The organism is Litchfieldia sinesaloumensis, from assembly GCF_900156865.1.
In the GTDB taxonomy this organism is placed as follows: domain Bacteria; phylum Bacillota; class Bacilli; order Bacillales; family Bacillaceae_L; genus Ferdinandcohnia; species Ferdinandcohnia sinesaloumensis.
Genome location: NZ_LT732529.1, coordinates 2,475,477 through 2,501,901, shown reverse-complemented (window position 1 = coordinate 2,501,901; position 26,425 = coordinate 2,475,477). Strand labels below are relative to the sequence as shown.

Genomic DNA, 26,425 nt, shown 5'->3' with positions numbered 1-26,425 from the left:
TGAATTGCTTGCAAGGTATGAAGGTGAATAAAGTTTGTTCTACTCTTGTAAAAAATGGTACCATATACAAAATAACCTAGGATTTAACATAGGAGTTTACGTCATGAAAATAGTTAACCGAGGATTAATGCTAGGAATAGCAGCAATCATTCAAGGTGCCGCAATGGCAACCTTTTTATTTCCACATTATATTCCAACTGGAGGAGCAGCTAGTGTTGCTGTGCTGTTCAATTATGTAGCGGGTACTCCCTTCGATATTACACTTTGGGTTATAAATGCAGGCTTATTATTTGCAGCAGTGAAGTGGCTTGGAAAAGATACAGCCATTTGGACATTATATTGTGTTACAGTAACAGCACTCACCATTCGTTTCATCACTCCATTCATACAATATCCAGTTTCAAGTGTAATCATTGATTTACCTGTTGGTTCGATGATTTTCGGTTTCGGGATAGGGATTTTATTTCGAATGGGGGCTTCATCAGGCGGAATGGATATACTAGCATTAATCATCTCAAAGCTAAAAGGCTACCCACCTGGGAAAACCCTCTTTGTGATTAATGGCACGATACTTTTAACTACTGGATTTGTAGTAGACTGGAAGATTATCATCTTTGCAATCATTGGCCAATTCATTAGTACAAGAATATTGGATTTAGTATGTAAGGCCCATTTGCCGAGAGGCCTAAAAAAACAACAAGATGCTACTATTAATTAAGAAAGCAAAAGCAAGGACCTAAAAAAAAGGTTCTCGCTTTTGCTTGAAAGGTATTTACTCGAACTCTAATTAATTCATTGAAATCCAAACACTCTTTACTTCTGTGTAGTTGTTTAGTGCATAAGATCCCATCTCACGACCGATACCAGATTGCTTGTATCCGCCGAATGGAGAAGCTGCGTCAAATGCATTATAGCAGTTCACCCAAACTGTTCCTGCGCGAAGGTTATTCGCGATATAATGTGCTTTTGAAACATCTTGCGTCCATACTCCAGCTGCAAGACCATACTCAGAATTATTGGCACGGGCAATTAATTCATCTAGGTCATCATAAGGCATAGCCGAAATAACCGGGCCAAAGATTTCTTCTTTTGCAATTGTCATTTCATCCTTTACATTTGCAAAAATGGTTGGAGAGACAAAGTAACCTTCTTCGTACGGTTTCTGACCACCAACTACCAGCTCAGCGCCCTCATTAACTCCTTTTTCAATATAGCCTAAAACGCGATTTTGTTGTTCGATTGATACAAGAGGACCAATTTCTGTATCGGAATGTAATCCTGCTCCTTGCTTAATCTTTTCAGCATGGCTTGCCATGTCTGCGACAACATTATCAAATTGTTTCTTTTGAATAAAGACACGTGATCCTGCACAACAAACTTGGCCTTGGTTAAACATAACTCCATTTAACGCACCAGGAATCGCTTTTGATAAGTCAGCATCTGGTAATATAATATTTGGTGATTTACCGCCTAATTCTAAGGTTACACGTTTAAGACTTTTAGAAGCTCTAGCCATAATCATCTTTCCAACCTCTGTTGAACCAGTAAATGCAATCTTATCTACCTGTGGATGATCAACAAGCGGTTGGCCAGCCGTCTCACCAAAGCCAGGAACGATATTTACAACCCCTGCTGGGAATCCAGCCTCTTCCATTAGTTCTGCTAAATATAAAGCCGAAAGAGGTGTTTGTTCTGCAGGCTTTAACACAATTGTACATCCTGTTGCTAAAGCTGCACCTAGTTTCCACATTGCCATTAAGAGTGGGAAGTTCCAAGGGATAATTTGTCCAACAACACCAACGGCTTCATGACGAGTATAGTTAAAGAATGGTCCGTTTACAGGAATTGTTTGTCCAACAATTTTTGTAGACCACCCTGCATAATAACGCATATGTTCAATTGCTAGAGGAATATCTGCATTTGATGTTTCACGAATTGGCTTACCATTATCCAATGTTTCCAATTGTGCCAGCTCATCCTTATGTAGCTCCATCAAATCTGCCAGTTTATACATGATACGACTTCTCTGAGCTGCAGTCATCTTTGACCATGGACCTTCATCAAAGGCTTTTCGAGCAGCTTTTACAGCACGATCAATATCCTCAGGACCTGCTTCAGATACGGTAGCTAGAACTTCTCCAGTAGCAGGATTGTAGGATTCAAAGGTCTTACCGGAAGCACTCTCAACAAATTCTCCGTTGATATAAAGCTTCTTTGTCCCTTTTAAAAATGATTCAACCTTTTCTCGTAATGAAATGATTAATTGGCTCATTTTCTTCCTCCTTTTTATATGAAACTAGCAACAAAGCATTTTTGATAACGCTTTCACTATATATGTTAAACATTTTGAATCTCGTAATCAATCAATTTGTAGTAAAAAGATTTCGACTATTCACGACGTTTTTTTTCGACAAAAAAGAATGGTTGAGATTTTCAACCATTCTTTGCTTATATTTATTAAGGTACAATTGTGACCGGACAGGGTGCATCATGGAGAACCTTGTAGCTAACGCTTCCGAGTACAGTTCGTTTGATTGCCCCAAGCCCTCTGAATCCCATAACAATCTGTGTCGCTTGATGCTCTCTTGCTTCAGCGCAGATTTCTATTGACGGATCACCAATTCGTAACTTTGTTTCTACAGGTACTGAATAACTTTTTGTTTCGTGTAGAGCACAATCAAAAGCAAGTTTACTCTCGTCATTTTGATAATTTTTGATTTGTTCAGACCCTACAAAACGTTTGACATTAGGAGTATTATAACTTGGTTGAACATTAAGTAATACGATTTCTGAATCACCATTAACTGCTAGCTTTAAAGCGAATTGTAACGCTTTAATAGAATGTGTAGAACCATCCACAGGAACAAGTAATCTATTCATATAGAAGCCCCTTTCATTATGATAGGATTGATTCTTTTTCGTATTTGAGGTGGTAAGTAGCAGCTGATTGAATAAAACCAATCCCTATCTTTATTATAAAACTTATTCTTTAGTTGTAGGGCTGCTTTAACAAAGTTGTCAAAATATAAGTATGAATAGTGAGTGAAATTTTAGGAAAGAAATAGAATACCAATCAATGGATGAGATATGAGGTGAGACGTTGGAGGTAATGAAGGAGATTCTGATTGTGTATGGAAGAATAATAACAATACTCCCACTTTTACTGCTTGTGACCCTTTTTATGGGGAAGAGATCAATCGGTGAATTACCTGTTTTTGATTTTTTAATTATAATCACGCTTGGATCTGTAGTCGGTGCAGATATCGCTGATCCGAAAGTTGAACATATACATACAGCTATGGCAGTGATAGGTATAGCGCTCTTACAAAAACTCATTTCCATTTTAATTATTAAATACAGAAAGGTTGGAAAGGCCCTAACTTTTGAGCCAACCATCGTTATTATGGATGGTGAATTTAAAGTGGAAAATTTACGTAAGATTCATTATTCAATTGACAATATCCTACAGATGCTTAGAGAAAAAGAAGTCTTTGATATCTCAGTAGTTAACCTAGGGATTATCGAGTCAAATGGAAAGATATCAGTCTATAAAAAGGTAAATAAATCACCAGTATTAAGAGAAGATATAGGAGTAGAAAGTCTCGAGGATAGATTGCCAAACCCTGTCATTATCGAGGGGAAAGTTGATCATGATACCCTAGCAGGAGTAGGGACAAATGAAGCGTGGATTATGGAACAACTTGGAGCAAAAGGATTGAAACTTGAAGATGTATTCTTTGCATCGCTAACCGCAGATTTGAAGTTACATGTATCTCCTGTAAATAGAGATACACCTAATTATATGAAACACTAAAAAAGCCATTTTCAGTTTTACTAGAAATGGCTTTTTTGTATGGAGTTGATGGGAATCGAACCCACGACCCTTTGCCTGCCAGGCAAATGCTCTCCCCCTGAGCTACAACCCCTTATGAACGTAGCAAAATTATAACATGTATTTTATAAATAGACAATCATTCATGATATAGTTGGTTGAAAAATCTACTTATTTCGAATGGTCCTTATTATTTAATCTATAGAGGTTCTTGTTTGGAACAATCCAAAATTAGATGTATAATGAAACTGCATTATAAAACCGATATGATTAGTGAGAAATGTTGAATAAATATAAGTATAAAAGAAAAAGGTGCTGATTACGTTATGAAATTTCAAGATGTAACGAGCATGGAGGAGCGGCTCCATTTAATGGAGGAATTAGCTCAGCGTTTTTTATCAAGGGCGGCTGAAGTTGATGAAGATGGAAGTTTTCCATTTCAAAATATATCCGACCTTAAAAGCTCTGGTTATACGTCTTTAACCTTGCCAAGAGAATATGGAGGGGAAGGAATTTCCCTTTACGACTTTGTTCGTTTTCAAGAGTATATTGCAAGAGGTGATGGGTCAACTGCATTATCGATAGGGTGGCATATGGGAATTATTCAAGATCTTGGAGAGAAAAAACCATGGAAAGAACCTATGCTCCAAATGTTATTTAATGACGTAAAAGACGGAGCTCTTATCAATAATTGCGCGTCAGAACGACAAACAGGAAGTCCTACACGTGGAGGTAAACCGACAACCACTGCTGTTAAAGAAGGAAATCAATGGGTATTAAATGGAAGAAAAACATTTTCTACAATGTCACCTATACTCGATTATTTTAATGTAACAGCTACCATTCAAGACAGTGATCAAGTTGGCTATTTTCTAATTCCTCGAGTAACGAAGGGAGTAGTAGTAGAGGAAACATGGGACAGTATAGCAATGAGGGGAACTGGAAGTCATGATGTAGTATTAAATAACGTCAAAGTACCTGAAGACTATTTGGTGCAGATGATTGAACCTGGTAATAAGGGGGCGTCCGGTTGGTTGCTACATATACCTGCATGCTACCTTGGTATAGCCCAGGCCGCTCAAACCTATGCCATTAATTTTGCAAAAGATTATTCTCCAAATAGTATTAAGGGGTCTATATTGGACTTACCAAATGTTCAACACAAAATCGGGGAAATGGAATTAGAGTTATTGAGAGCACGACATTTTCTACATTCAGTTGCTAAGCAGTGGGACGATTCTAGTGAGGAAGAACGCAATAAAATGTTGCCAGAGCTTGGGGCAGTAAAACATGCTGTGACTAATGCTGCTATCTCAGTGGTAGATTTAGCAATGAGGGTCGTTGGCGCTCGTAGCTTATCACAAAAAAATCCGTTACAGCGGTATTACCGAGATGTACGTGCTGGGCTTCATAACCCACCAATGGATGACATGACAATCATGTTACTGGCAAAAAACGCAAGCAAATAAATAATAATCTATACGTGAAAAACTACCAATCTCTTCATTTAGATTGGTAGTTTTTTTCTTGAAATACATTTCTTTTTGCATGAGGATGCCGAAAGGTTCATATATTTCTACTAAATAAAAAGTGAGACTTTTCTTACATTTTAAATATTAACATACAGTATGAAATGGTAAACTTTAAGTAAAGGACGCGTTTTAAGGAGGGGGATCTCGTGGTCTATGTTTATGTGCTAGCCTCATATTTTATCGGGACGATTATGACTGCTTATGTGGTCATGAAGTTTATGAAAGGTGAGGATATTCGTAAACTTGGTAGTGGGAATGTTGGGGCTCGAAATGCTGGTAGGTTGCTGGGAAAGAAGGGTTTTTTGTTAACTGCCATCGGTGATGTTCTAAAGGGCATACTTGTAGTTGCAGGCGCAAAATATCTAGGATTCTCGTTAGAACATCAAATTCTAGCATTAATAGCGGTTGTAGTTGGGCATATTTGGCCAATCACACTCAAATTTAAGGGTGGAAAAGGAATTGCGACTGCAGCAGGTGGTTTAGTTGTGGTAGCCTATCAGCCCTTTCTAGTATTTGGTGGGATTTTTTTACTTTTATTAGTGATTTTGAGAAGTTTCACCCTCGCTGGGATGACGGCATTCCTGACAGTACCTTTTATTTATTGGTTTATGGACTATTCTTTATACGAATGTACTCTTGTTTTTATTGTAATTGCCTTATTGTTAGTGGCGCATCGGGATAATCTTAAGGAAAAATTGGCAAGAAAAATCATTTAAATGAGGTGATTCAATAGTGTCTTTTGTCTATAAAATAGCTCGGACAAAACAAGAATTTGACCAAATCCATCGTCTGAATTACAAAACCTTTGTGGAAGAAATTCCACAGCATGAAAAAAACGATAAAAAATTGTTAATCGATAAATTCCATTATGAAAATACGTATTTAATATGTGTAAAAGACACCAAATTAATTGGGATGATTGCTGTTCGTGCCAACCGCCCATTCTCACTGGATCATAAACTTCCTAACCTGGATGAACAACTTCCAGTAAGACCGAAAAATCCATGTGAAATCCGTTTATTATCGGTAGAGGAAGAATATCGAAATAATGGTAGAGTGTTTTTTGGACTCGCTCAACTCATGTCTAATTTCTGCCTAAAGAAAGGGTATGACGTCGCTTTAATTTCTGGAACAACCCGACAAGAAAAATTATATCGACAACTAGGATTTAAACCATTTTCTTCATTAACAGGTACTGCAGAAGCTTCGTTTTGGCCAATGTACTTAACTAAACAAACCTTTGATGAATCATTAGCGGGAAGAATATTAAAAGAACCTGTAAGCTTTTTGCCAGGACCGATTAAAATAGCCCAAGCTGTAAAAGAAGCACTTGGCGTTGAACCGGTTTCCCATCGTTCAGACGAATTTTCTTACCAGATGCAATCGGTTAGGGAAAAACTATGTACTATGACGAACGCAAAATATGTTGAAGTATTAGTAGGCTCAGGAACATTAGCGAATGATGTTATTGCAGCCCAGTTAGCTTTGCTTGGAGGAAGAGGTTTAATTCTCAATAATGGTGAGTTTGGCTCAAGGCTTATCGATCATGCTAATCGAGCTGGCTTATCTTTTACAAAACTTGAAAAAAAGTGGGGTATTCCCATAACAGTAGTCGAAATCGAGCAGGAACTTGAAAAAGGCAAGTATACTTGGCTTTGGGCTGTCCATAGTGAAACCTCAACAGGAATGCTTAACAACATAGAGGGTCTTAAGAAACTCTGCCAGTTAAATAAAGTAAGACTATGTCTTGATTGTATTAGTACAATTGGGGCAGTTAAACTTGATTTAAGTGATATATATTTAGCATCAGGAGTTAGTGGCAAGGCAATTGGAGGCTATACCGGTTTATCTCTAGTTTTTCATAATCATGAAATTATACCAAATCAATCGATACCACGATATCTTGATTTAGGGATGTATGCTCATAACGATAGTATTCCGTATTCACATTCTTCAAACTTGCTGGAAGCCTTAGACAAAGCTTTACATAAGTATGAAAATAACGACTACTATCTCGAAATAAAGAATAGATACGAGTTAATTTGTAACTACTTAGAAAATCTAGGTCTTCAGATATTAACACCACGTGAATATTCATCACCAGCCATTATGACAGTATTGTTGCCAGAACATATTTCATCAAAGGATTTTGGAGATGACATGGCACTTCAGGGGTATTATCTTCACTATGAAAGTGCCTATTTACAAGAAAAGAAGTGGATTCAAATTTCATGCCTAAGTAACCATGACGAAAAGAAAATTCTTAAAATGTTGACTGCATTTGAACTACTATTACATCAATATACAAGAGAGCCTTCGAAATAGAGGGCTTTTTTGTATAGTGCATTTTCTTTGTTTTTGTAACATTTCTTACCAAATTACGTCTAAGTGGAAAAAGGGGTGACATGTATGAAGAGTAGATGGATTTTTTATATAACTTCAGTGATTCTGATTACGGTTATGACGGTTCTATTTTCCACTTCTAAACCGACTGTTGTGAGTCAAAACGATACAGAGATTGGGCCAGTAACAAAAGAGCAACTCCAAGCTATTTTTAAAGATGCTATTAAAGAGGAGAAAAGAAATCGAAGGTTCAGTTTATTTTCAAGTAATGCGGCTAGAGAAGATATGGCTACTTCTAACGAATCCTCTGCAGGTGATAGTGCAAAAGATAGCGGGGGTGGATTTTCAGAGACGAATACACAAGTCCAAGGAGTTGATGAAGCTGATATTGTAAAAACAGATGGAGAGTATATTTATCAACTTATTGATGGGAAGTTAAATATTATTCAAGCTGCCCCTGCAAAAGAAATGCAACTCGTGACATCTCTGCCTTTTTCTCATACCTTTTCACCCAATCAATTATTCATATATAAGGACCAGCTTGTAGTCATCGGACATTCTTTTCGTGATGTAGCCCCAGATGCAAAATCAAGCCAAGACAAAATGATTTATCCCCCTAGGCATTTCGAAGCAACTACCGCGATTGTTTATAACATTAAGGACGCAAAAAATCCTAAGGAAATTCGTAGAGTTGAAATCGAGGGTAATCACGTGACTTCACGCAGAATTAATAATTATGTTTATTTAGTTTCAAATAAATACCCTTATTATTGGATCATGGAGGATACGAAGATTGAGGATGTTGAATTGAGGCCACGTTTTTCAGATACAGCGAATAGCAAAGAAAGTTCACTAATCCCATATGAAAGAATTCAATATATCCCAGGTTCTAAAGATACCAATTACACATTAATTGCTGCTTTTGATTTAGATGACTCAAAGAAAGAAGCCTCGATTACTTCTTATCTAGGTAGTGGAGACCAATTATATATGTCAAAAGAAAACATCTATATTGCCGTTGCAAATTATTATGGTATGCCTTTTAGAGAGGGAAGTTCTGATTCTCCTAATACTACAGTCTATAAATTTTCTGTTAGCGGAGAAAAGGTAGAACTCCATAGTTCAACCGAGGTGCCGGGTACCATATTAAATCAATTTTCAATGGATGAATACAAAGGTACGTTTCGAGTGGCCACCACTAAAGGTGATACGTGGAATAACGCTAAACCCTCTGCAAACAATTTGTACATGTATGATGAAAATTTAAATCAGATTGGTTCATTAAGTGATCTTGCACGTGGAGAACGTATCTATTCGGCACGTTTTATGGGGGAACGTATTTACATTGTCACATTTAAACAAGTAGATCCCTTGTTTGTAATAGATGCAAGCAATCCTAAAAGTCCAAAAGTACTAGGAGAATTAAAAATTCCTGGGTTTAGCAACTATCTACATCCTTATGATGAAAACCATCTCATCGGGTTTGGGCATGACACGAAGATTATGACAGATAAATCAGTCCGTGGAGAACCCATCGTGTACACTGACGGTGTGAAAATCTCACTTTTTGATGTCCGAGATGTAAGTAATCCAAAGGAAAAATTCACTGAAATCATTGGTGGTCGAGGAACATACTCTCCTTTAAATTACGATCATAAGGCTCTATTATTTAGTAAGGAAAAAGGAATTTTCGCCTTCCCAATCACTGTCTATCAAAATGTAGAAGGTAAACAATATGAACAAAGCTTTGAATTCACAGGAGCCTATGTCTACGATATTAATTTAGAAGGCATTACATTGAAGACAAAAATATCTCATCAGACTGGTGGTCAGTATGAAACCTGGGAGGGAGAGATTCAACGTGTTCTTACAATCGGTGATACGGTATATGCAATCTCACCAACTAAGGTTTCTGCTTATACTCTAAATGATTATCAGAAAATCGCAGAAGCATCTCTAAAGTAAAAGGATAGAACTTCTTCTATCCTTTTTTCTCATTTATCCTATATAATATATAGAATTATATAGAGAAATGAAGGGACAAACATGAATCAACCTAAAATAAATCCATACTTCGTTCTGGCAATTGGTGTGATTGCAGTATCGACATCTGCAATTTTTGTGAAGTTAGCAAATGCACCAGCACCAGTTATTGCGTTCTATCGATTATTTTTCACAGTACTACTAATGCTTCCGATTTTTTTATGGAAACATGTAAACGAGTTAAAAGTTATTACAAGAAGGGATTGGCTATTTTCGGCAATCTCAGGTATATTTTTAGCCCTCCATTTTATCCTTTGGTTTGAATCACTCAACTATACATCGGTAACAAGCTCAACTGTTTTAGTTACTATGCAACCTGTTTTTGCATTCGTAGGAACCTTCTTCCTGTTTAAAGAAAAAATAGGAATAGGAGCCATTTTAAGCACATGTCTCGCGTTAGTAGGGAGCATTATCATAAGTTGGGGTGATTTCCAAGTAAGTGGAAGTGCCTTATATGGGAATTTTTTAGCGATTATATCTTGTATGATGATTACAGCCTATCTTTTATTTGGGCAAACTGTTCTAAAACGCCTATCTCTTATCGCGTATACATTTGTTGTTTACAGTTTTAGTACCATTACGTTGTTTTTATATGTTGTTATACTAAATCATCCACTTGGTGGATATGCAGGTGTTGATTGGATCTACTTTTTACTACTAGCGATAATACCAACTTTGCTCGGTCATAATCTCTTTAATTGGTCATTAAAATGGGTGAGTACATCAACGATTTCTGTAAGTATATTATTTGAACCTGTCGGTGCTGCTATTCTAGCGTATTTCATCCTATCAGAAACAATACTCTACACACAGATTATTGGAGGTTTCATAATTATCACCGGTATTTGGTTATACTCTTTTGGAGAAAGAAAGAAAAAACAACAACAGGTTCAATTGTCAGAACAGAGTCTAGGGTAAATAGAAAATCCATGTCTATCATAACTAGACATGGATTTTTGATACGTTATGCATATTTGCGATTCATAAATACAGTACCTATACCAATGATTATCAAAAGGGCTCCTAGTAATAGGAGGTTTGAGTATGGACTTGCTGTAGTAGGGAGCCGATTACCTTGAACTTTAACACTCATTTCTTGAGCGAGTGTAGCAACAGTTAATAGTTTTTCACCACGTTCGATGATAAAATCAGAAGCAAGCATTTCCTCCGATACTCTTAGATCGAGTAGATATTGATCATTTCCTCTATAAATCTCAATAAGCAGGTCTGCGCCATCGAGTGACTCCTTTTCGAGAAGTTCTGTATAAGCGACCGCTTCTTTACTGCCATCCTTCAATAAAAAATATCTTGGTTGCAATTCAAATATTTCAATCATTTTATCATACATGACAAGAAGTTCTTTTTGCTGTTCTGAAGATAAGCTTTCGGAATTGTTATATGAAAAATATTGTTCCAAATTTGTACTTATTGAACTCATTTTTTGCTCAAGGTTTATATTATTTAAACTTATAAAATGCAGTAATAAACCGCCAATCTCATCCTCTGTTAGCCCTATTTCAGAAAGCATTCGTTCAGCCTCTACCAATACTTCAGCATGATTTATATAGAAATCAACTGTTATTTCCAGATCCTTTATGAATAAGTAATCCTGCACCGATTCACCAAACCCACCTAAAATATGCTGTAATTCGTCCTCGCTAATATTATGTTTTGTGAGTAAAGTTTGGATCGTATCATCGTTAACAGGTTCGCCTAAATAGGAAACTAACTCATTGACACTTTCGAAATCTTTTAAAGATAAATCATAAACGGCTAAATAATCCTCAAGGTCACTTTCTGTTAATCCGGTTTCTGTTGTATAACTTTTCAATTCCTCTGGAGTAACCTCAGCAAACACCCCATTTGTAAAAGACGAGAGTTGGAATAAAAATAATAATCCAACCAGTAAAAACTTTTTCATTCCTCTTCCTCCAAGCGATTATATTCATAGTTGTAGTATTTTCAACTTTTACCAAATAATGCATGGTAGAGTAAAAATGAGGAAAAAACCTAAATCCTTAAAATAGATAATCTAACTACTCGTTTATTTTAAAAGTTTTTGCTATTTCATGGATTGTATCGAGTTCTGTTTTTATATCTGATTCACCGTAATGTCCAGGATCAATTATGTGGAAGTATACATCATAGATGACCTCTTGTTTGTTTGGCTGAATGAAATAATGGACAGTTTGAATTGCATGCATTTGCTTCACGTGAAAAAGAACTCTTTGGGTTGGCTCTTGAAAGTCCTCAATTAAATCATTTTCATATATCCCAGGCTGTGCCAATAGTTCCTGTTTCTTATCAGTATCAATTTTTATAATGCCGCCTACCAAGTTTCCATTTTTCAAAAAGATATATTCGCTACCTTCTTCTTGTATAATAATTTGTTCCGGGAGATTAATCGTAATAGAGGAGACTCCTTGTAGAAGCTCCTTTTCAACGATGGACTGATAGGCCAACCATCCTGTTCCAGATAAAAGAAATATCATAACGGCTGCTGATAGGAAGGGGATAATAAATCGGTTATATATTGAATTGTTCAAATTCTTTGGTTCATTTATTCTAATTTGTTGCACTATCTTGGACTTTTGGGCTTCGTTTAATTGAAATCTAGGGAATGATTTATTTGTGTAAGAACCTTTCATAATCTTGTTCCTCTCCTTCATTAATGGACTTAAGCTGTTTTTGTAAAACTTTAAGTGCCCGATGGTAGGTCAATGAAACTTTATTATGTGACCAATTTAAAATGGAGGCTGTTTCTTCAACACTAAACTCTAAAATCAAACGTGAAACAAGTACTTCCATATAAGGCTTCTTGAGAGCAAGAATTAAGTTATATATATCATTAAGAATCTCATCTGAGAGTAGAGAATTCTCTGGATTAGATTTATCAATCGGTATATAACGATTCGAAAGTAAGTCTATAGATTGAAAACGAATACGTCTTTTTCGACGAGTTTTATCAATTACTAAATTTCGTGCAATGGAAAGTAACCAGGTCTTAGGACTTGAGCGCTTTTCATAAGATGAAAACGAACCGAGTGCTTTCACAAAAACCTCTTGAACATAATCATCGACATCAAAAGATCCTGTGTAATAAATAAGAAAGTTATATACATCATCTCCATATTTGTAAAACCATTCTTCGATTTGATCAATCTGCTCCAAAAGTCGTTTCCCCCTTGTTTACATCTCTATATATTAGACGATTAAGGCATTACTATCTTTCATATTAATTGAATTTATTTAAAGTAGTGAACAAAAAAAACTGACATTATCCAAAGAAGGGATTAATGTCAGTTTTTAATAAGAAGAATATATATTTAATAATAAAACGAACTAGCAAAAAAACTAAATACAATACCCATTATGATAGATGATATAAACGTAATAAAGGAACTAGCTTCAATTCTTCCTTCATTATTACTAATTCTTAAACCCTCGAAATAGCTGAAAGAGAATAAAAACAGACACATACCAAATGATAATAACATTCCTACTGCTTGCAAGAAGTCTAAATCCAATACCTTTCCTCCTCCCAATATCGCTTTTAATACAATATATGGGCTAATCTAGTAAATATGATTAAAACAATAGAGAACGTAAAATTGAATAATATAAAATAAAATAGCTTTAACTAGAGAAAGTATTTTGTGTTATTACTATTTCTAGTATAATAATTACTATCACTAGTAAACAATTACGTAATAGAGAAGAGAAACGAGTGATTTTTTATTTTCACTAAAAACTTTTTTGAAAAATGACTTGTAAAAGTGAAAAAGAGATGATATATTAATTCTTGTCGCCAAAACGAGTGACAAAGTAAATGAGTGAATGAGAAAAAAACTTCTAAAAAGAAGTTGACACTCATAGGTGAAAATGTTATATTAGAAAAGTCGCTTCAACAAAGCGAATGAATAAAAGTTCTTTGAAAACTGAACACAATACAAGCGTCAACGTTTTAATTTTGGTAACAAACTATTGAGCAATCAATACTCTTATTGGAGAGTTTGATCCTGGCTCAGGATGAACGCTGGCGGCGTGCCTAATACATGCAAGTCGAGCGAACTTTTGGGAGCTTGCTCCCAAAAGTTAGCGGCGGACGGGTGAGTAACACGTGGGTAACCTGCCTGTAAGACTGGGATAACTTCGGGAAACCGGAGCTAATACCGGATAACATCGAAGACCACATGGTCTTCAATTAAAAGGTGGCTTTTAGCTACCACTTACAGATGGACCCGCGGCGCATTAGCTAGTTGGTGAGGTAACGGCTCACCAAGGCGACGATGCGTAGCCGACCTGAGAGGGTGATCGGCCACACTGGGACTGAGACACGGCCCAGACTCCTACGGGAGGCAGCAGTAGGGAATCTTCCGCAATGGACGAAAGTCTGACGGAGCAACGCCGCGTGAGCGAAGAAGGCCTTCGGGTCGTAAAGCTCTGTTGTTAGGGAAGAACAAGTATCGTTCGAATAGGGCGGTACCTTGACGGTACCTAACCAGAAAGCCACGGCTAACTACGTGCCAGCAGCCGCGGTAATACGTAGGTGGCAAGCGTTATCCGGAATTATTGGGCGTAAAGCGCGCGCAGGCGGTCCTTTAAGTCTGATGTGAAAGCCCACGGCTCAACCGTGGAGGGTCATTGGAAACTGGGGGACTTGAGTGCAGAAGAGGAGAGCGGAATTCCACGTGTAGCGGTGAAATGCGTAGAGATGTGGAGGAACACCAGTGGCGAAGGCGGCTCTCTGGTCTGTAACTGACGCTGAGGCGCGAAAGCGTGGGGAGCGAACAGGATTAGATACCCTGGTAGTCCACGCCGTAAACGATGAGTGCTAAGTGTTAGAGGGTTTCCGCCCTTTAGTGCTGCAGCAAACGCATTAAGCACTCCGCCTGGGGAGTACGGTCGCAAGACTGAAACTCAAAGGAATTGACGGGGGCCCGCACAAGCGGTGGAGCATGTGGTTTAATTCGAAGCAACGCGAAGAACCTTACCAGGTCTTGACATCCTTATGCCATCCCTAGAGATAGGGCTTTCCCTTCGGGGACATAAGTGACAGGTGGTGCATGGTTGTCGTCAGCTCGTGTCGTGAGATGTTGGGTTAAGTCCCGCAACGAGCGCAACCCTTGATCTTAGTTGCCAGCATTTAGTTGGGCACTCTAAGGTGACTGCCGGTGACAAACCGGAGGAAGGTGGGGATGACGTCAAATCATCATGCCCCTTATGACCTGGGCTACACACGTGCTACAATGGATGGTACAAAGGGCAGCGAAACCGCGAGGTTAAGCGAATCCCATAAAACCATTCTCAGTTCGGATTGCAGGCTGCAACTCGCCTGCATGAAGCCGGAATCGCTAGTAATCGCGGATCAGCATGCCGCGGTGAATACGTTCCCGGGCCTTGTACACACCGCCCGTCACACCACGAGAGTTTGTAACACCCGAAGTCGGTGGGGTAACCGCAAGGAGCCAGCCGCCTAAGGTGGGACAGATGATTGGGGTGAAGTCGTAACAAGGTAGCCGTATCGGAAGGTGCGGCTGGATCACCTCCTTTCTAAGGAAACTGAAGTTCTACGAACTTCATAAAAAGACGCTTTGTATTGTGGTCAGTTTTGAGAGTGCTTTTTCTCTCAAAGTCGTTCCTTGAAAACTAGATAACGTAACAAAACATTCATTGAAGTAGTAAAAGTTCTTTTAACAACTTTAGGCGCACGAGAAGCAAGGAGTTCGAGGAACCGAGTGAGGAAGCACCGGAGCGTACTTAAGGTACGTGAGGATGCTGACGAATGAGGTGACGAAGAAATCCGCCGCTTATCGAAGCCGAACAGGTTAAGTTAATAAGGGCGCACGGTGGATGCCTTGGCACTAGGAGCCGATGAAGGACGGTACTAACACCGATATGCTTCGGGGAGCTGTAAGTAAGCATTGATCCGAAGATTTCCGAATGGGGAAACCCACTGCTCGTAATGGGGCAGTATCCTTACCTGAATACATAGGGTAAGAGAAGGTAGACCCGGGGAACTGAAACATCTTAGTACCCGGAGGAAGAGAAAGCAAACGCGATTTCCTGAGTAGCGGCGAGCGAAACGGAAGATAGCCCAAACCAAGAGGCTTGCCTCTTGGGGTTGTAGGACACTCTATACGGAGTTACAAAGGAACGGAGTAGACGAAGCGACCTGGAAAGGTCCGTCAGAGAAGGTAACAACCCTGTAGTCGAAACTTCGTTCTCTCTTGAGTGGATCCTGAGTACGGCGGGACACGTGAAATCCCGTCGGAAGCTGGGAGGACCATCTCCCAAGGCTAAATACTCCCTAGTGACCGATAGTGAACCAGTACCGTGAGGGAAAGGTGAAAAGCACCCCGGAAGGGGAGTGAAAGAGAACCTGAAACCGTGTGCCTACAAGTAGTCAAAGCACATTTATGTGTGATGGCGTGCCTTTTGTAGAATGAACCGGCGAGTTACGATCCCGTGCAAGGTTAAGTTGAAGAGACGGAGCCGCAGCGAAAGCGAGTCTGAATAGGGCGAAATAGTACGTGGTCGTAGACCCGAAACCAGGTGATCTACCCATGTCCAGGGTGAAGTTCAGGTAACACTGAATGGAGGCCCGAACCCACGCACGTTGAAAAGTGCGGGGATGAGGTGTGGGTAGCGGAGAAATTCCAATCGAACCTGGAGATAGCTGGTTCTCTCCGAAATAGCTTTAGGGCTAGCCTCGAGTTAGAGTCTTGGAGGTAGAGCACTGATTGGACTAGGGGCCCTCATCGGGTTACCGAATTCAGTCAAACTCCGAATGCCAAAGACTTGATTCTCGGGAGTCAGACTGCGAGTGATAAGATCCGTAGTCAAGAGGGAAACAGCCCAGACCACCAGCTAAGGTCCCAAAGTATACGTTAAGTGGAAAAGGATGTGGAGTTGCTTAGACAACCAGGATGTTGGCTTAGAAGCAGCCACCATTTAAAGAGTGCGTAATAGCTCACTGGTCGAGTGACTCTGCGCCGAAAATGTACCGGGGCTAAACGTATCACCGAAGCTGTGGATTGTTCTTACGAACAATGGTAGGAGAGCGTTCTAAGTGCAGCGAAGTCAGACCGTAAGGACTGGTGGAGCGCTTAGAAGTGAGAATGCCGGTATGAGTAGCGAAAGAGGGGTGAGAATCCCCTCCACCGAATGCCTAAGGTTTCCTGAGGAAGGCTCGTCCGCTCAGGGTTAGTCGGGACCTAAGCCGAGGCTGAAAAGCGTAGGCGATGGACAACAGGTTGATATTCCTGTACCACCTCTTTACCGTTTGAGCAATGGAGGGACGCAGGAGGATAGGGTAAGCGCGCTGTTGGATATGCGCGTCCAAGCAGTTAGACTGGTAAGTAGGCAAATCCGCTTACCATAAGGTTGAGCTGTGATGGCGAGGGAAATATAGTACCGAAGTTCCTGATTCCACACTGCCAAGAAAAGCTTCTAGCGAGGTAAATGGTGCCCGTACCGCAAACCGACACAGGTAGGCGAGGAGAGAATCCTAAGGTGATCGAGAGAACTCTCGTTAAGGAACTCGGCAAAATGACCCCGTAACTTCGGGAGAAGGGGTGCTTTTTAGGGTGAATAGCCCTGAAAAGCCGCAGTGAATAGGCCCAGGCGACTGTTTAGCAAAAACACAGGTCTCTGCGAAGCCGCAAGGCGAAGTATAGGGGCTGACACCTGCCCGGTGCTGGAAGGTTAAGAGGAGGGGTTAGCGCAAGCGAAGCTCTGAATCGAAGCCCCAGTAAACGGCGGCCGTAACTATAACGGTCCTAAGGTAGCGAAATTCCTTGTCAGGTAAGTTCTGACCCGCACGAAAGGTGTAACGATCTGGGCACTGTCTCAACGAGAGACTCGGTGAAATTATAGTACCTGTGAAGATGCAGGTTACCCGCGACAGGACGGAAAGACCCCGTGGAGCTTTACTGCAGCCTGATATTGAATTTTGGTACAGCTTGTACAGGATAGGTAGGAGCCTTGGAAGCCGGAGCGCCAGCTTCGGTGGAGGCATTGGTGGGATACTACCCTGGCTGTATTGAAATTCTAACCCGAAGGCCTTATCGGCCTTGGAGACAGTGTCAGGTGGGCAGTTTGACTGGGGCGGTCGCCTCCTAAAAAGTAACGGAGGCGCCCAAAGGTTCCCTCAGAATGGTTGGAAATCATTCGTAGAGTGTAAAGGCACAAGGGAGCTTGACTGCGAGACCTACAAGTCGAGCAGGGACGAAAGTCGGGCTTAGTGATCCGGTGGTTCCGCATGGAAGGGCCATCGCTCAACGGATAAAAGCTACCCCGGGGATAACAGGCTTATCTCCCCCAAGAGTCCACATCGACGGGGAGGTTTGGCACCTCGATGTCGGCTCATCGCATCCTGGGGCTGTAGTCGGTCCCAAGGGTTGGGCTGTTCGCCCATTAAAGCGGTACGCGAGCTGGGTTCAGAACGTCGTGAGACAGTTCGGTCCCTATCCGTCGTGGGCGTAGGAAATTTGAGAGGAGCTGTCCTTAGTACGAGAGGACCGGGATGGACACACCGCTGGTGTACCAGTTGTCCTGCCAAGGGCATAGCTGGGTAGCTATGTGTGGAAGGGATAAGTGCTGAAAGCATCTAAGCATGAAGCCCCCCTCAAGATGAGATTTCCCATAGTGTTAAACTAGTAAGATCCCTCGAAGATGACGAGGTTGATAGGTCAGAGGTGGAAGCATGGTGACATGTGCAGCTGACTGATACTAATCGATCGAGGACTTAACCAAAAAAGAAAAGCGTAGGCGACTGTACTGCCTCGACAAGCGCTGGAACTTCTGACCGAAAAGTCGATAGACTTTGACAGAAGAAGTGAAGCGACCTCGAGAGGCTAGGAGCCGGAGCTAGACAAATCACTTCATGAATGTGCGTACGTTATCTAGTTTTGAAGGAATGAAAATTTCTTCTTGAAATATTCTTAGGATATAGTTATAATGTATCTTGTCTTTACTTTATCTAGTGACGATGGCGAGAAGGTCACACCCGTTCCCATACCGAACACGGAAGTTAAGCTTCTCAGCGCCGATGGTAGTTGGGGCATTGCCCCTGTGAGAGTAGGACGTCGCTAGGTTGGAAGAGACGGAGGATTAGCTCAGCTGGGAGAGCACCTGCCTTACAAGCAGGGGGTCGGCGGTTCGATCCCGTCATCCTCCACCATAAAATATTAACCATATAATTTGCCGGTGTAGCTCAGTTGGTAGAGCAACTGACTTGTAATCAGTAGGTCGTGGGTTCGACTCCTATCGCCGGCACCATTTATTAGAGCCATTAGCTCAGTTGGTAGAGCATCTGACTTTTAATCAGAGGGTCGAAGGTTCGAATCCTTCATGGCTCACCACTTTAATTAAATATGCGGGTGTGGCGGAATTGGCAGACGCGCTAGACTTAGGATCTAGTGTCTTTGACGTGGGGGTTCGAGTCCCTTCACCCGCATTACGCGGAAGTAGTTCAGTGGTAGAACACCACCTTGCCAAGGTGGGGGTCGCGGGTTCGAATCCCGTCTTCCGCTCCAGAAGTTATTTTATACATTGCCGGGGTGGCGGAACTGGCAGACGCACAGGACTTAAAATCCTGCGGTAGGTGACTACCGTACCGGTTCGATTCCGGTCCTCGGCACCACTTTAATAGTAATGCGCCCGTAGCTCAATTGGATAGAGCGTCTGACNAATAGTTCCTAGACTTATAATACCCGTAAGTAGCCCACTGCCAGTTAATGCTGGCAGTTTTTCTGCTTTACGTTTATATTGGAATAGGACAAGTAATAAGTATTCGGTTTGTATATATAGTAGGTGACAAAATAGGAGTTGATGAAAATGAATCATGAGGAATTAAATGACCAATTGATTGTCAGAAGAGAAAAGTTACATACGCTACGCGAAATGGGGTTAGATCCATTTGGTAAGAGATTTGAGAGAACACACAGCACAAGTGAATTAATCGAACTATATAATGGATTTACAAAAGAACAACTTGACGAGAAAGAAATCAGCGTAATCATTGCAGGACGTATTATGACAAAACGTGGTAAAGGGAAAGCTGGCTTTACCCATATTCAGGACCTTACTGGACAAATCCAACTATATGTACGTGTTGATGCAGTTGGAGAAGAACAATATGAAGTATTCAATATTGCCGATTTAGGGGATATAGTTGGAGTATCAGGTACTGTCTTTAAAACAAAGGTTGGAGAACTTTCTATTAAAGTTACTTCATTTGAACTTTTATCAAAAGCACTTAGACCACTACCAGATAAATTCCATGGGTTAAAAGATGTAGAACAGCGCTACCGTCAACGTTATCTTGATTTAATTATGAGTCCAGAAAGTAAAGAAACTTTTATTACTAGAAGTAAAATTATCCGTTCAATGAGACGCTATTTAGATGACCATGGTTACCTAGAGGTCGAGACGCCGATGATGCATTCAATCCCAGGGGGAGCATCAGCTCGTCCGTTCGTCACCCATCATAATGCTTTAGATATCCCACTTTACATGAGAATTGCAATCGAACTTCATCTAAAGCGTCTAATTGTAGGTGGAATAGAAAAAGTATATGAAATTGGTAGGGTATTTCGAAACGAAGGTGTCTCAACTAGACATAATCCAGAGTTCACTATGATTGAATTATATGAAGCGTATGCGGATTATAAAGACATCATGAGTCTAACCGAAAACCTTGTTGCTCACATTGCGCAAGATGTACTAGGTACAACAACTGTAGCCTATGGGGAATACCAAGTTGACTTAAAGCCTGAATGGAAACGACTGCATATGGTTGACGCAATCAAAGAATATGTAGGAGTAGATTTCTGGAAAGAAATGAGTATCGAAGAAGCTAGACAGCTTGCAAAAGAGCATAATGTAGATATAAACAATAATATGCAGTATGGACATATCGTAAACGAATTCTTTGAACAAAAAATTGAGGATAAGCTTATCCAACCAACTTTCATATACGGACATCCGGTTGAGATTTCACCTCTTGCGAAAAAGAATCCTGTAGATCCTAGATTCACAGATCGTTTCGAGCTATTTATAGTAGGAAGAGAACACGCAAATGCATTTACAGAATTAAACGACCCAATTGATCAACGTCAAAGATTTGAAGCTCAACTTAAGGAAAGAGAGCAAGGAAATGACGAAGCTCACATGATGGATGAAGATTTTGTAGAAGCGTTAGAATACGGAATGCCACCAACTGGCGGACTAGGAATTGGTATCGATAGACTAGTGATGCTCTTAACTAACGCTCCATCAATTAGAGACGTATTACTATTCCCTCAAATGCGTCACAAATAAGTTTTTTGGAAACAGAGTGGATATCCACTCTGTTTATTTTTAAAAAGACTTTTCTAATATAATATTTTTATTAAAAAACACTTGCGCTTATCTTCGTAGGGTGATATATTATAAATCTGCCGCCGAGATGCGGTGGTGAAAATAAAAAAAGTAAAAAAGTTATTGACTATCAAATCGATAGATGATACTATTAGAAAGTTGCTTCAAGAGAGCAACGCTAATAAAAAGTTCTTTGAAAACTGAACACAATACAAGCGTCAACGTTTTAATTTTGGTAACAAACTATTGAGCAATCAATACTCTTATTGGAGAGTTTGATCCTGGCTCAGGATGAACGCTGGCGGCGTGCCTAATACATGCAAGTCGAGCGAACCTTTGGGAGCTTGCTCCCAAAGGTTAGCGGCGGACGGGTGAGTAACACGTGGGTAACCTGCCTGTAAGACTGGGATAACTTCGGGAAACCGGAGCTAATACCGGATAACATCGAAGACCACATGGTCTTCAATTAAAAGGTGGCTTTTAGCTACCACTTACAGATGGACCCGCGGCGCATTAGCTAGTTGGTGAGGTAACGGCTCACCAAGGCGACGATGCGTAGCCGACCTGAGAGGGTGATCGGCCACACTGGGACTGAGACACGGCCCAGACTCCTACGGGAGGCAGCAGTAGGGAATCTTCCGCAATGGACGAAAGTCTGACGGAGCAACGCCGCGTGAGCGAAGAAGGCCTTCGGGTCGTAAAGCTCTGTTGTTAGGGAAGAACAAGTATCGTTCGAATAGGGCGGTACCTTGACGGTACCTAACCAGAAAGCCACGGCTAACTACGTGCCAGCAGCCGCGGTAATACGTAGGTGGCAAGCGTTATCCGGAATTATTGGGCGTAAAGCGCGCGCAGGCGGTCCTTTAAGTCTGATGTGAAAGCCCACGGCTCAACCGTGGAGGGTCATTGGAAACTGGGGGACTTGAGTGCAGAAGAGGAGAGCGGAATTCCACGTGTAGCGGTGAAATGCGTAGAGATGTGGAGGAACACCAGTGGCGAAGGCGGCTCTCTGGTCTGTAACTGACGCTGAGGCGCGAAAGCGTGGGGAGCGAACAGGATTAGATACCCTGGTAGTCCACGCCGTAAACGATGAGTGCTAAGTGTTAGAGGGTTTCCGCCCTTTAGTGCTGCAGCAAACGCATTAAGCACTCCGCCTGGGGAGTACGGTCGCAAGACTGAAACTCAAAGGAATTGACGGGGGCCCGCACAAGCGGTGGAGCATGTGGTTTAATTCGAAGCAACGCGAAGAACCTTACCAGGTCTTGACATCCTTATGCCATCCCTAGAGATAGGGCTTTCCCTTCGAGGACATAAGTGACAGGTGGTGCATGGTTGTCGTCAGCTCGTGTCGTGAGATGTTGGGTTAAGTCCCGCAACGAGCGCAACCCTTGATCTTAGTTGCCAGCATTTAGTTGGGCACTCTAAGGTGACTGCCGGTGACAAACCGGAGGAAGGTGGGGATGACGTCAAATCATCATGCCCCTTATGACCTGGGCTACACACGTGCTACAATGGATGGTACAAAGGGCAGCGAAACCGCGAGGTTAAGCGAATCCCATAAAACCATTCTCAGTTCGGATTGCAGGCTGCAACTCGCCTGCATGAAGCCGGAATCGCTAGTAATCGCGGATCAGCATGCCGCGGTGAATACGTTCCCGGGCCTTGTACACACCGCCCGTCACACCACGAGAGTTTGTAACACCCGAAGTCGGTGGGGTAACCGCAAGGAGCCAGCCGCCTAAGGTGGGACAGATGATTGGGGTGAAGTCGTAACAAGGTAGCCGTATCGGAAGGTGCGGCTGGATCACCTCCTTTCTAAGGAAAAAGTCGAAAAGCGAAGGTGACTGTTCAGCCTCGACAAGTGCTGGAACTTCTGCAGGAAAAGTCGTTAGACTTTGACAGAAGAAGTGAAGCAACCTCGAGAGGCTAGGAACCGTAGCTAGACATAAGAAGTTCTACGAACTTCATAAAAAGACGCTTTGTATTGTGGTCAGTTTTGAGAGTGCTTTTTCTCTCAAAGTCGTTCCTTGAAAACTAGATAACGTAACAAAACATTCATTGAAGTAGTAAAAGTTCTTTTAACAACTTTAGGCGCACGAGAAGCAAGAAGTTCGAGGCGACGGGTTTTTGAGCAGCGGAGTGCACTATAGGTGCATGAGCAGCGGAGAAAGCAAGTCAACGAAGAAATTCGCCGCTTATCAAAGCCGAACAGGTTAAGTTAATAAGGGCGCACGGTGGATGCCTTGGCACTAGGAGCCGATGAAGGACGGTACTAACACCGATATGCTTCGGGGAGCTGTAAGTAAGCATTGATCCGAAGATTTCCGAATGGGGAAACCCACTGCTCGTAATGGGGCAGTATCCTTACCTGAATACATAGGGTAAGAGAAGGTAGACCCGGGGAACTGAAACATCTTAGTACCCGGAGGAAGAGAAAGCAAACGCGATTTCCTGAGTAGCGGCGAGCGAAACGGAAGATAGCCCAAACCAAGAGGCTTGCCTCTTGGGGTTGTAGGACACTCTATACGGAGTTACAAAAGAACGGAGTAGACGAAGCGACCTGGAAAGGTCCGTCAGAGAAGGTAACAACCCTGTAGTCGAAACTTCGTTCTCTCTTGAGTGGATCCTGAGTACGGCGGGACACGTGAAATCCCGTCGGAAGCTGGGAGGACCATCTCCCAAGGCTAAATACTCCCTAGTGACCGATAGTGAACCAGTACCGTGAGGGAAAGGTGAAAAGCACCCCGGAAGGGGAGTGAAAGAGAACCTGAAACCGTGTGCCTACAAGTAGTCAAAGCACATTTATGTGTGATGGCGTGCCTTTTGTAGAATGAACCGGCGAGTTACGATCCCGTGCAAGGTTAAGTTGAAGAGACGGAGCCGCAGCGAAAGCGAGTCTGAATAGGGCGAAATAGTACGTGGTCGTAGACCCGAAACCAGGTGATCTACCCATGTCCAGGGTGAAGTTCAGGTAACACTGAATGGAGGCCCGAACCCACGCACGTTGAAAAGTGCGGGGATGAGGTGTGGGTAGCGGAGAAATTCCAATCGAACCTGGAGATAGCTGGTTCTCTCCGAAATAGCTTTAGGGCTAGCCTCGAGTTAGAGTCTTGGAGGTAGAGCACTGATTGGACTAGGGGCCCTCATCGGGTTACCGAATTCAGTCAAACTCCGAATGCCAAAGACTTGATTCTCGGGAGTCAGACTGCGAGTGATAAGATCCGTAGTCAAGAGGGAAACAGCCCAGACCACCAGCTAAGGTCCCAAAGTATACGTTAAGTGGAAAAGGATGTGGAGTTGCTTAGACAACCAGGATGTTGGCTTAGAAGCAGCCACCATTTAAAGAGTGCGTAATAGCTCACTGGTCGAGTGACTCTGCGCCGAAAATGTACCGGGGCTAAACGTATCACCGAAGCTGTGGATTGTTCTTACGAACAATGGTAGGAGAGCGTTCTAAGTGCAGCGAAGTCAGACCGTAAGGACTGGTGGAGCGCTTAGAAGTGAGAATGCCGGTATGAGTAGCGAAAGAGGGGTGAGAATCCCCTCCACCGAATGCCTAAGGTTTCCTGAGGAAGGCTCGTCCGCTCAGGGTTAGTCGGGACCTAAGCCGAGGCTGAAAAGCGTAGGCGATGGACAACAGGTTGATATTCCTGTACCACCTCTTTACCGTTTGAGCAATGGAGGGACGCAGGAGGATAGGGTAAGCGCGCTGTTGGATATGCGCGTCCAAGCAGTTAGACTGGTAAGTAGGCAAATCCGCTTACCATAAGGTTGAGCTGTGATGGCGAGGGAAATATAGTACCGAAGTTCCTGATTCCACACTGCCAAGAAAAGCTTCTAGCGAGGTAAATGGTGCCCGTACCGCAAACCGACACAGGTAGGCGAGGAGAGAATCCTAAGGTGATCGAGAGAACTCTCGTTAAGGAACTCGGCAAAATGACCCCGTAACTTCGGGAGAAGGGGTGCTTTTTAGGGTGAATAGCCCTGAAAAGCCGCAGTGAATAGGCCCAGGCGACTGTTTAGCAAAAACACAGGTCTCTGCGAAGCCGCAAGGCGAAGTATAGGGGCTGACACCTGCCCGGTGCTGGAAGGTTAAGAGGAGGGGTTAGCGCAAGCGAAGCTCTGAATCGAAGCCCCAGTAAACGGCGGCCGTAACTATAACGGTCCTAAGGTAGCGAAATTCCTTGTCAGGTAAGTTCTGACCCGCACGAAAGGTGTAACGATCTGGGCACTGTCTCAACGAGAGACTCGGTGAAATTATAGTACCTGTGAAGATGCAGGTTACCCGCGACAGGACGGAAAGACCCCGTGGAGCTTTACTGCAGCCTGATATTGAATTTTGGTACAGCTTGTACAGGATAGGTAGGAGCCTTGGAAGCCGGAGCGCCAGCTTCGGTGGAGGCATTGGTGGGATACTACCCTGGCTGTATTGAAATTCTAACCCGAAGGCCTTATCGGCCTTGGAGACAGTGTCAGGTGGGCAGTTTGACTGGGGCGGTCGCCTCCTAAAAAGTAACGGAGGCGCCCAAAGGTTCCCTCAGAATGGTTGGAAATCATTCGTAGAGTGTAAAGGCACAAGGGAGCTTGACTGCGAGACCTACAAGTCGAGCAGGGACGAAAGTCGGGCTTAGTGATCCGGTGGTTCCGCATGGAAGGGCCATCGCTCAACGGATAAAAGCTACCCCGGGGATAACAGGCTTATCTCCCCCAAGAGTCCACATCGACGGGGAGGTTTGGCACCTCGATGTCGGCTCATCGCATCCTGGGGCTGTAGTCGGTCCCAAGGGTTGGGCTGTTCGCCCATTAAAGCGGTACGCGAGCTGGGTTCAGAACGTCGTGAGACAGTTCGGTCCCTATCCGTCGTGGGCGTAGGAAATTTGAGAGGAGCTGTCCTTAGTACGAGAGGACCGGGATGGACACACCGCTGGTGTACCAGTTGTCCTGCCAAGGGCATAGCTGGGTAGCTATGTGTGGAAGGGATAAGTGCTGAAAGCATCTAAGCATGAAGCCCCCCTCAAGATGAGATTTCCCATAGTGTTAAACTAGTAAGATCCCTCGAAGATGACGAGGTTGATAGGTCAGAGGTGGAAGCATGGTGACATGTGCAGCTGACTGATACTAATCGATCGAGGACTTAACCAAAAAAGAAAAGCGTAGGCGACTGTACTGCCTCGACAAGCGCTGGAACTTCTGACCGAAAAGTCGATAGACTTTGACAGAAGAAGTGAAGCGACCTCGAGAGGCTAGGAGCCGGAGCTAGACAAATGACTTCATGAATGTGCGTACGTTATCTAGTTTTGAAGGAATGAAT

The 26,425-nt window shown here is 42.4% G+C and carries 14 protein-coding genes, 7 tRNA genes and 5 rRNA genes; 19 read left to right on the top strand and 7 right to left on the bottom strand.

Features of this window, described 5'->3' with window-relative positions:
* The first annotated feature begins 103 nt into the window (after positions 1 to 103).
* Entirely contained in the window at positions 104 to 718 is a 615-nt protein-coding gene (locus tag CZ490_RS12495) for a YitT family protein (RefSeq protein ID WP_077619190.1), read from the top strand.
* 69 nt (positions 719 to 787) lie between these two features.
* On the opposite strand, the gene CZ490_RS12490 is transcribed toward CZ490_RS12495, so the two are convergent.
* Both CZ490_RS12490 and CZ490_RS12485 read right to left on the bottom strand, forming a co-directional pair.
* Positions 788 to 2,272 carry an aldehyde dehydrogenase family protein gene (locus CZ490_RS12490; RefSeq protein WP_077619189.1) on the bottom strand — a complete coding sequence of 495 codons (1,485 nt, stop codon included), beginning with the start codon at positions 2,270 to 2,272 and terminating at the stop codon, positions 788 to 790.
* Positions 2,273 to 2,457: 185 nt separating this feature from the next.
* The gene (locus tag CZ490_RS12485) at positions 2,458 to 2,880 is read right to left on the bottom strand and encodes a universal stress protein (protein ID WP_077619188.1); all 423 of its coding nucleotides are present in this window, start codon (positions 2,878 to 2,880) and stop codon (positions 2,458 to 2,460) included.
* Between the two features lie 220 nt (positions 2,881 to 3,100).
* On the opposite strand from CZ490_RS12485, the gene CZ490_RS12480 reads away from it, so the two are divergent.
* Entirely contained in the window at positions 3,101 to 3,814 is a 714-nt protein-coding gene (locus CZ490_RS12480; RefSeq protein ID WP_077619187.1) for a DUF421 domain-containing protein, read from the top strand.
* Between the two features lie 40 nt (positions 3,815 to 3,854).
* Here the strand turns inward: CZ490_RS12480 and CZ490_RS12475 are convergent.
* Positions 3,855 to 3,926, bottom strand: a tRNA-Ala gene (locus tag CZ490_RS12475).
* A 232-nt stretch (positions 3,927 to 4,158) separates the two neighbouring features.
* Between CZ490_RS12475 and CZ490_RS12470 the strand changes: the two genes are divergently transcribed.
* From CZ490_RS12470 to CZ490_RS12450, 5 genes are all read left to right on the top strand, one after another.
* Positions 4,159 to 5,301, top strand: coding sequence for an acyl-CoA dehydrogenase family protein (locus CZ490_RS12470; RefSeq protein WP_077619186.1), 1,143 nt, complete (start codon positions 4,159 to 4,161; stop codon positions 5,299 to 5,301).
* A 209-nt stretch (positions 5,302 to 5,510) separates the two neighbouring features.
* Positions 5,511 to 6,080, top strand: coding sequence for a glycerol-3-phosphate 1-O-acyltransferase PlsY (gene plsY, locus CZ490_RS12465; protein WP_077619185.1), 570 nt, complete (start codon positions 5,511 to 5,513; stop codon positions 6,078 to 6,080).
* A 16-nt stretch (positions 6,081 to 6,096) separates the two neighbouring features.
* Positions 6,097 to 7,689 carry an aminotransferase class V-fold PLP-dependent enzyme gene (locus CZ490_RS12460; RefSeq protein WP_077619184.1) on the top strand — a complete coding sequence of 531 codons (1,593 nt, stop codon included), beginning with the start codon at positions 6,097 to 6,099 and terminating at the stop codon, positions 7,687 to 7,689.
* An 84-nt stretch (positions 7,690 to 7,773) separates the two neighbouring features.
* Positions 7,774 to 9,672 (top strand): beta-propeller domain-containing protein, encoded by a 1,899-nt coding sequence (locus CZ490_RS12455; protein ID WP_077619183.1) that lies wholly within the window; start codon positions 7,774 to 7,776, stop codon positions 9,670 to 9,672.
* A gap of 81 nt (positions 9,673 to 9,753) precedes the next feature.
* On the top strand, positions 9,754 to 10,668 hold the full coding sequence (locus tag CZ490_RS12450; protein WP_077619182.1) for a DMT family transporter: 915 nt from the start codon (positions 9,754 to 9,756) through the stop codon (positions 10,666 to 10,668).
* Between the two features lie 46 nt (positions 10,669 to 10,714).
* Here the strand turns inward: CZ490_RS12450 and CZ490_RS12445 are convergent, their stop codons facing one another.
* The 4 genes from CZ490_RS12445 to CZ490_RS12430 all read right to left on the bottom strand — a co-directional run bounded on the left by CZ490_RS12445 (position 10,715) and on the right by CZ490_RS12430 (position 13,277).
* A complete protein-coding gene (locus tag CZ490_RS12445; protein ID WP_077619181.1) occupies positions 10,715 to 11,671 on the bottom strand; it encodes a processed acidic surface protein in 957 nt (318 codons plus the stop codon).
* Positions 11,672 to 11,786: 115 nt separating this feature from the next.
* Positions 11,787 to 12,398, bottom strand: a complete 612-nt coding sequence (locus CZ490_RS12440) for a hypothetical protein (RefSeq protein WP_077619180.1) — start codon at positions 12,396 to 12,398, stop codon at positions 11,787 to 11,789.
* Complete coding sequence (locus CZ490_RS12435) at positions 12,376 to 12,921, bottom strand: RNA polymerase sigma factor (RefSeq protein ID WP_077619179.1); 546 nt, start codon at positions 12,919 to 12,921, stop codon at positions 12,376 to 12,378. Before CZ490_RS12435 ends, CZ490_RS12440 begins: the two co-directional genes overlap by 23 nt.
* Before the next feature lie 155 nt (positions 12,922 to 13,076).
* Positions 13,077 to 13,277: a hypothetical protein gene (locus tag CZ490_RS12430; protein ID WP_077619178.1), complete on the bottom strand. Its 201-nt coding sequence runs from the start codon at positions 13,275 to 13,277 to the stop codon at positions 13,077 to 13,079.
* 474 nt (positions 13,278 to 13,751) lie between these two features.
* Between CZ490_RS12430 and CZ490_RS12425 the strand changes: the two genes are divergently transcribed.
* From CZ490_RS12425 to CZ490_RS12370, 12 genes are all read left to right on the top strand, one after another.
* Positions 13,752 to 15,303: ribosomal RNA gene (locus tag CZ490_RS12425) — 16S ribosomal RNA — on the top strand.
* Positions 15,304 to 15,576: 273 nt separating this feature from the next.
* Positions 15,577 to 18,507: ribosomal RNA gene (locus tag CZ490_RS12420) — 23S ribosomal RNA — on the top strand.
* A 225-nt stretch (positions 18,508 to 18,732) separates the two neighbouring features.
* Positions 18,733 to 18,848 (top strand): 5S ribosomal RNA (gene rrf, locus CZ490_RS12415).
* The 16S, 23S and 5S rRNA genes sit together here with 6 tRNA genes alongside, the layout of an rRNA operon.
* A gap of 10 nt (positions 18,849 to 18,858) precedes the next feature.
* Positions 18,859 to 18,934: transfer RNA gene (locus tag CZ490_RS12410), tRNA-Val, on the top strand.
* A 22-nt stretch (positions 18,935 to 18,956) separates the two neighbouring features.
* Positions 18,957 to 19,032: transfer RNA gene (locus tag CZ490_RS12405), tRNA-Thr, on the top strand.
* Positions 19,033 to 19,039: 7 nt separating this feature from the next.
* Positions 19,040 to 19,115 (top strand) — tRNA-Lys (locus tag CZ490_RS12400).
* 14 nt (positions 19,116 to 19,129) lie between these two features.
* A tRNA-Leu gene (locus tag CZ490_RS12395) sits at positions 19,130 to 19,210 on the top strand.
* Between the two features lie 4 nt (positions 19,211 to 19,214).
* Positions 19,215 to 19,289 (top strand) — tRNA-Gly (locus CZ490_RS12390).
* A gap of 18 nt (positions 19,290 to 19,307) precedes the next feature.
* Positions 19,308 to 19,396: transfer RNA gene (locus CZ490_RS12385), tRNA-Leu, on the top strand.
* Between the two features lie 188 nt (positions 19,397 to 19,584).
* Positions 19,585 to 21,075 carry a lysine--tRNA ligase gene (gene lysS / locus CZ490_RS12380; RefSeq protein ID WP_200801576.1) on the top strand — a complete coding sequence of 497 codons (1,491 nt, stop codon included), beginning with the start codon at positions 19,585 to 19,587 and terminating at the stop codon, positions 21,073 to 21,075.
* A gap of 302 nt (positions 21,076 to 21,377) precedes the next feature.
* Positions 21,378 to 22,929, top strand: a 16S ribosomal RNA gene (locus CZ490_RS12375).
* 396 nt (positions 22,930 to 23,325) lie between these two features.
* Positions 23,326 to 26,256, top strand: a 23S ribosomal RNA gene (locus CZ490_RS12370).
* The last annotated feature ends 169 nt before the right edge of the window (positions 26,257 to 26,425 follow it).

What these genes read in the sequence shown, in the direction of transcription:
- CZ490_RS12495 (WP_077619190.1), top strand. Translation starts at nt 104, where the DNA reads ATGAAAATAGTTAACCGAGGATTAATGCTAGGAATAGCAGCAATCATT.
- CZ490_RS12490 (WP_077619189.1), bottom strand. Translation starts at nt 2,272, where the DNA reads ATGAGCCAATTAATCATTTCATTACGAGAAAAGGTTGAATCATTTTTA.
- CZ490_RS12485 (WP_077619188.1), bottom strand. Translation starts at nt 2,880, where the DNA reads ATGAATAGATTACTTGTTCCTGTGGATGGTTCTACACATTCTATTAAA.
- CZ490_RS12470 (WP_077619186.1), top strand. Translation starts at nt 4,159, where the DNA reads ATGAAATTTCAAGATGTAACGAGCATGGAGGAGCGGCTCCATTTAATG.
- CZ490_RS12455 (WP_077619183.1), top strand. Translation starts at nt 7,774, where the DNA reads ATGAAGAGTAGATGGATTTTTTATATAACTTCAGTGATTCTGATTACG.
- CZ490_RS12450 (WP_077619182.1), top strand. Translation starts at nt 9,754, where the DNA reads ATGAATCAACCTAAAATAAATCCATACTTCGTTCTGGCAATTGGTGTG.
- CZ490_RS12445 (WP_077619181.1), bottom strand. Translation starts at nt 11,671, where the DNA reads ATGAAAAAGTTTTTACTGGTTGGATTATTATTTTTATTCCAACTCTCG.
- CZ490_RS12440 (WP_077619180.1), bottom strand. Translation starts at nt 12,398, where the DNA reads ATGAAAGGTTCTTACACAAATAAATCATTCCCTAGATTTCAATTAAAC.
- lysS (WP_200801576.1), top strand. Translation starts at nt 19,585, where the DNA reads ATGAAAATGAATCATGAGGAATTAAATGACCAATTGATTGTCAGAAGA.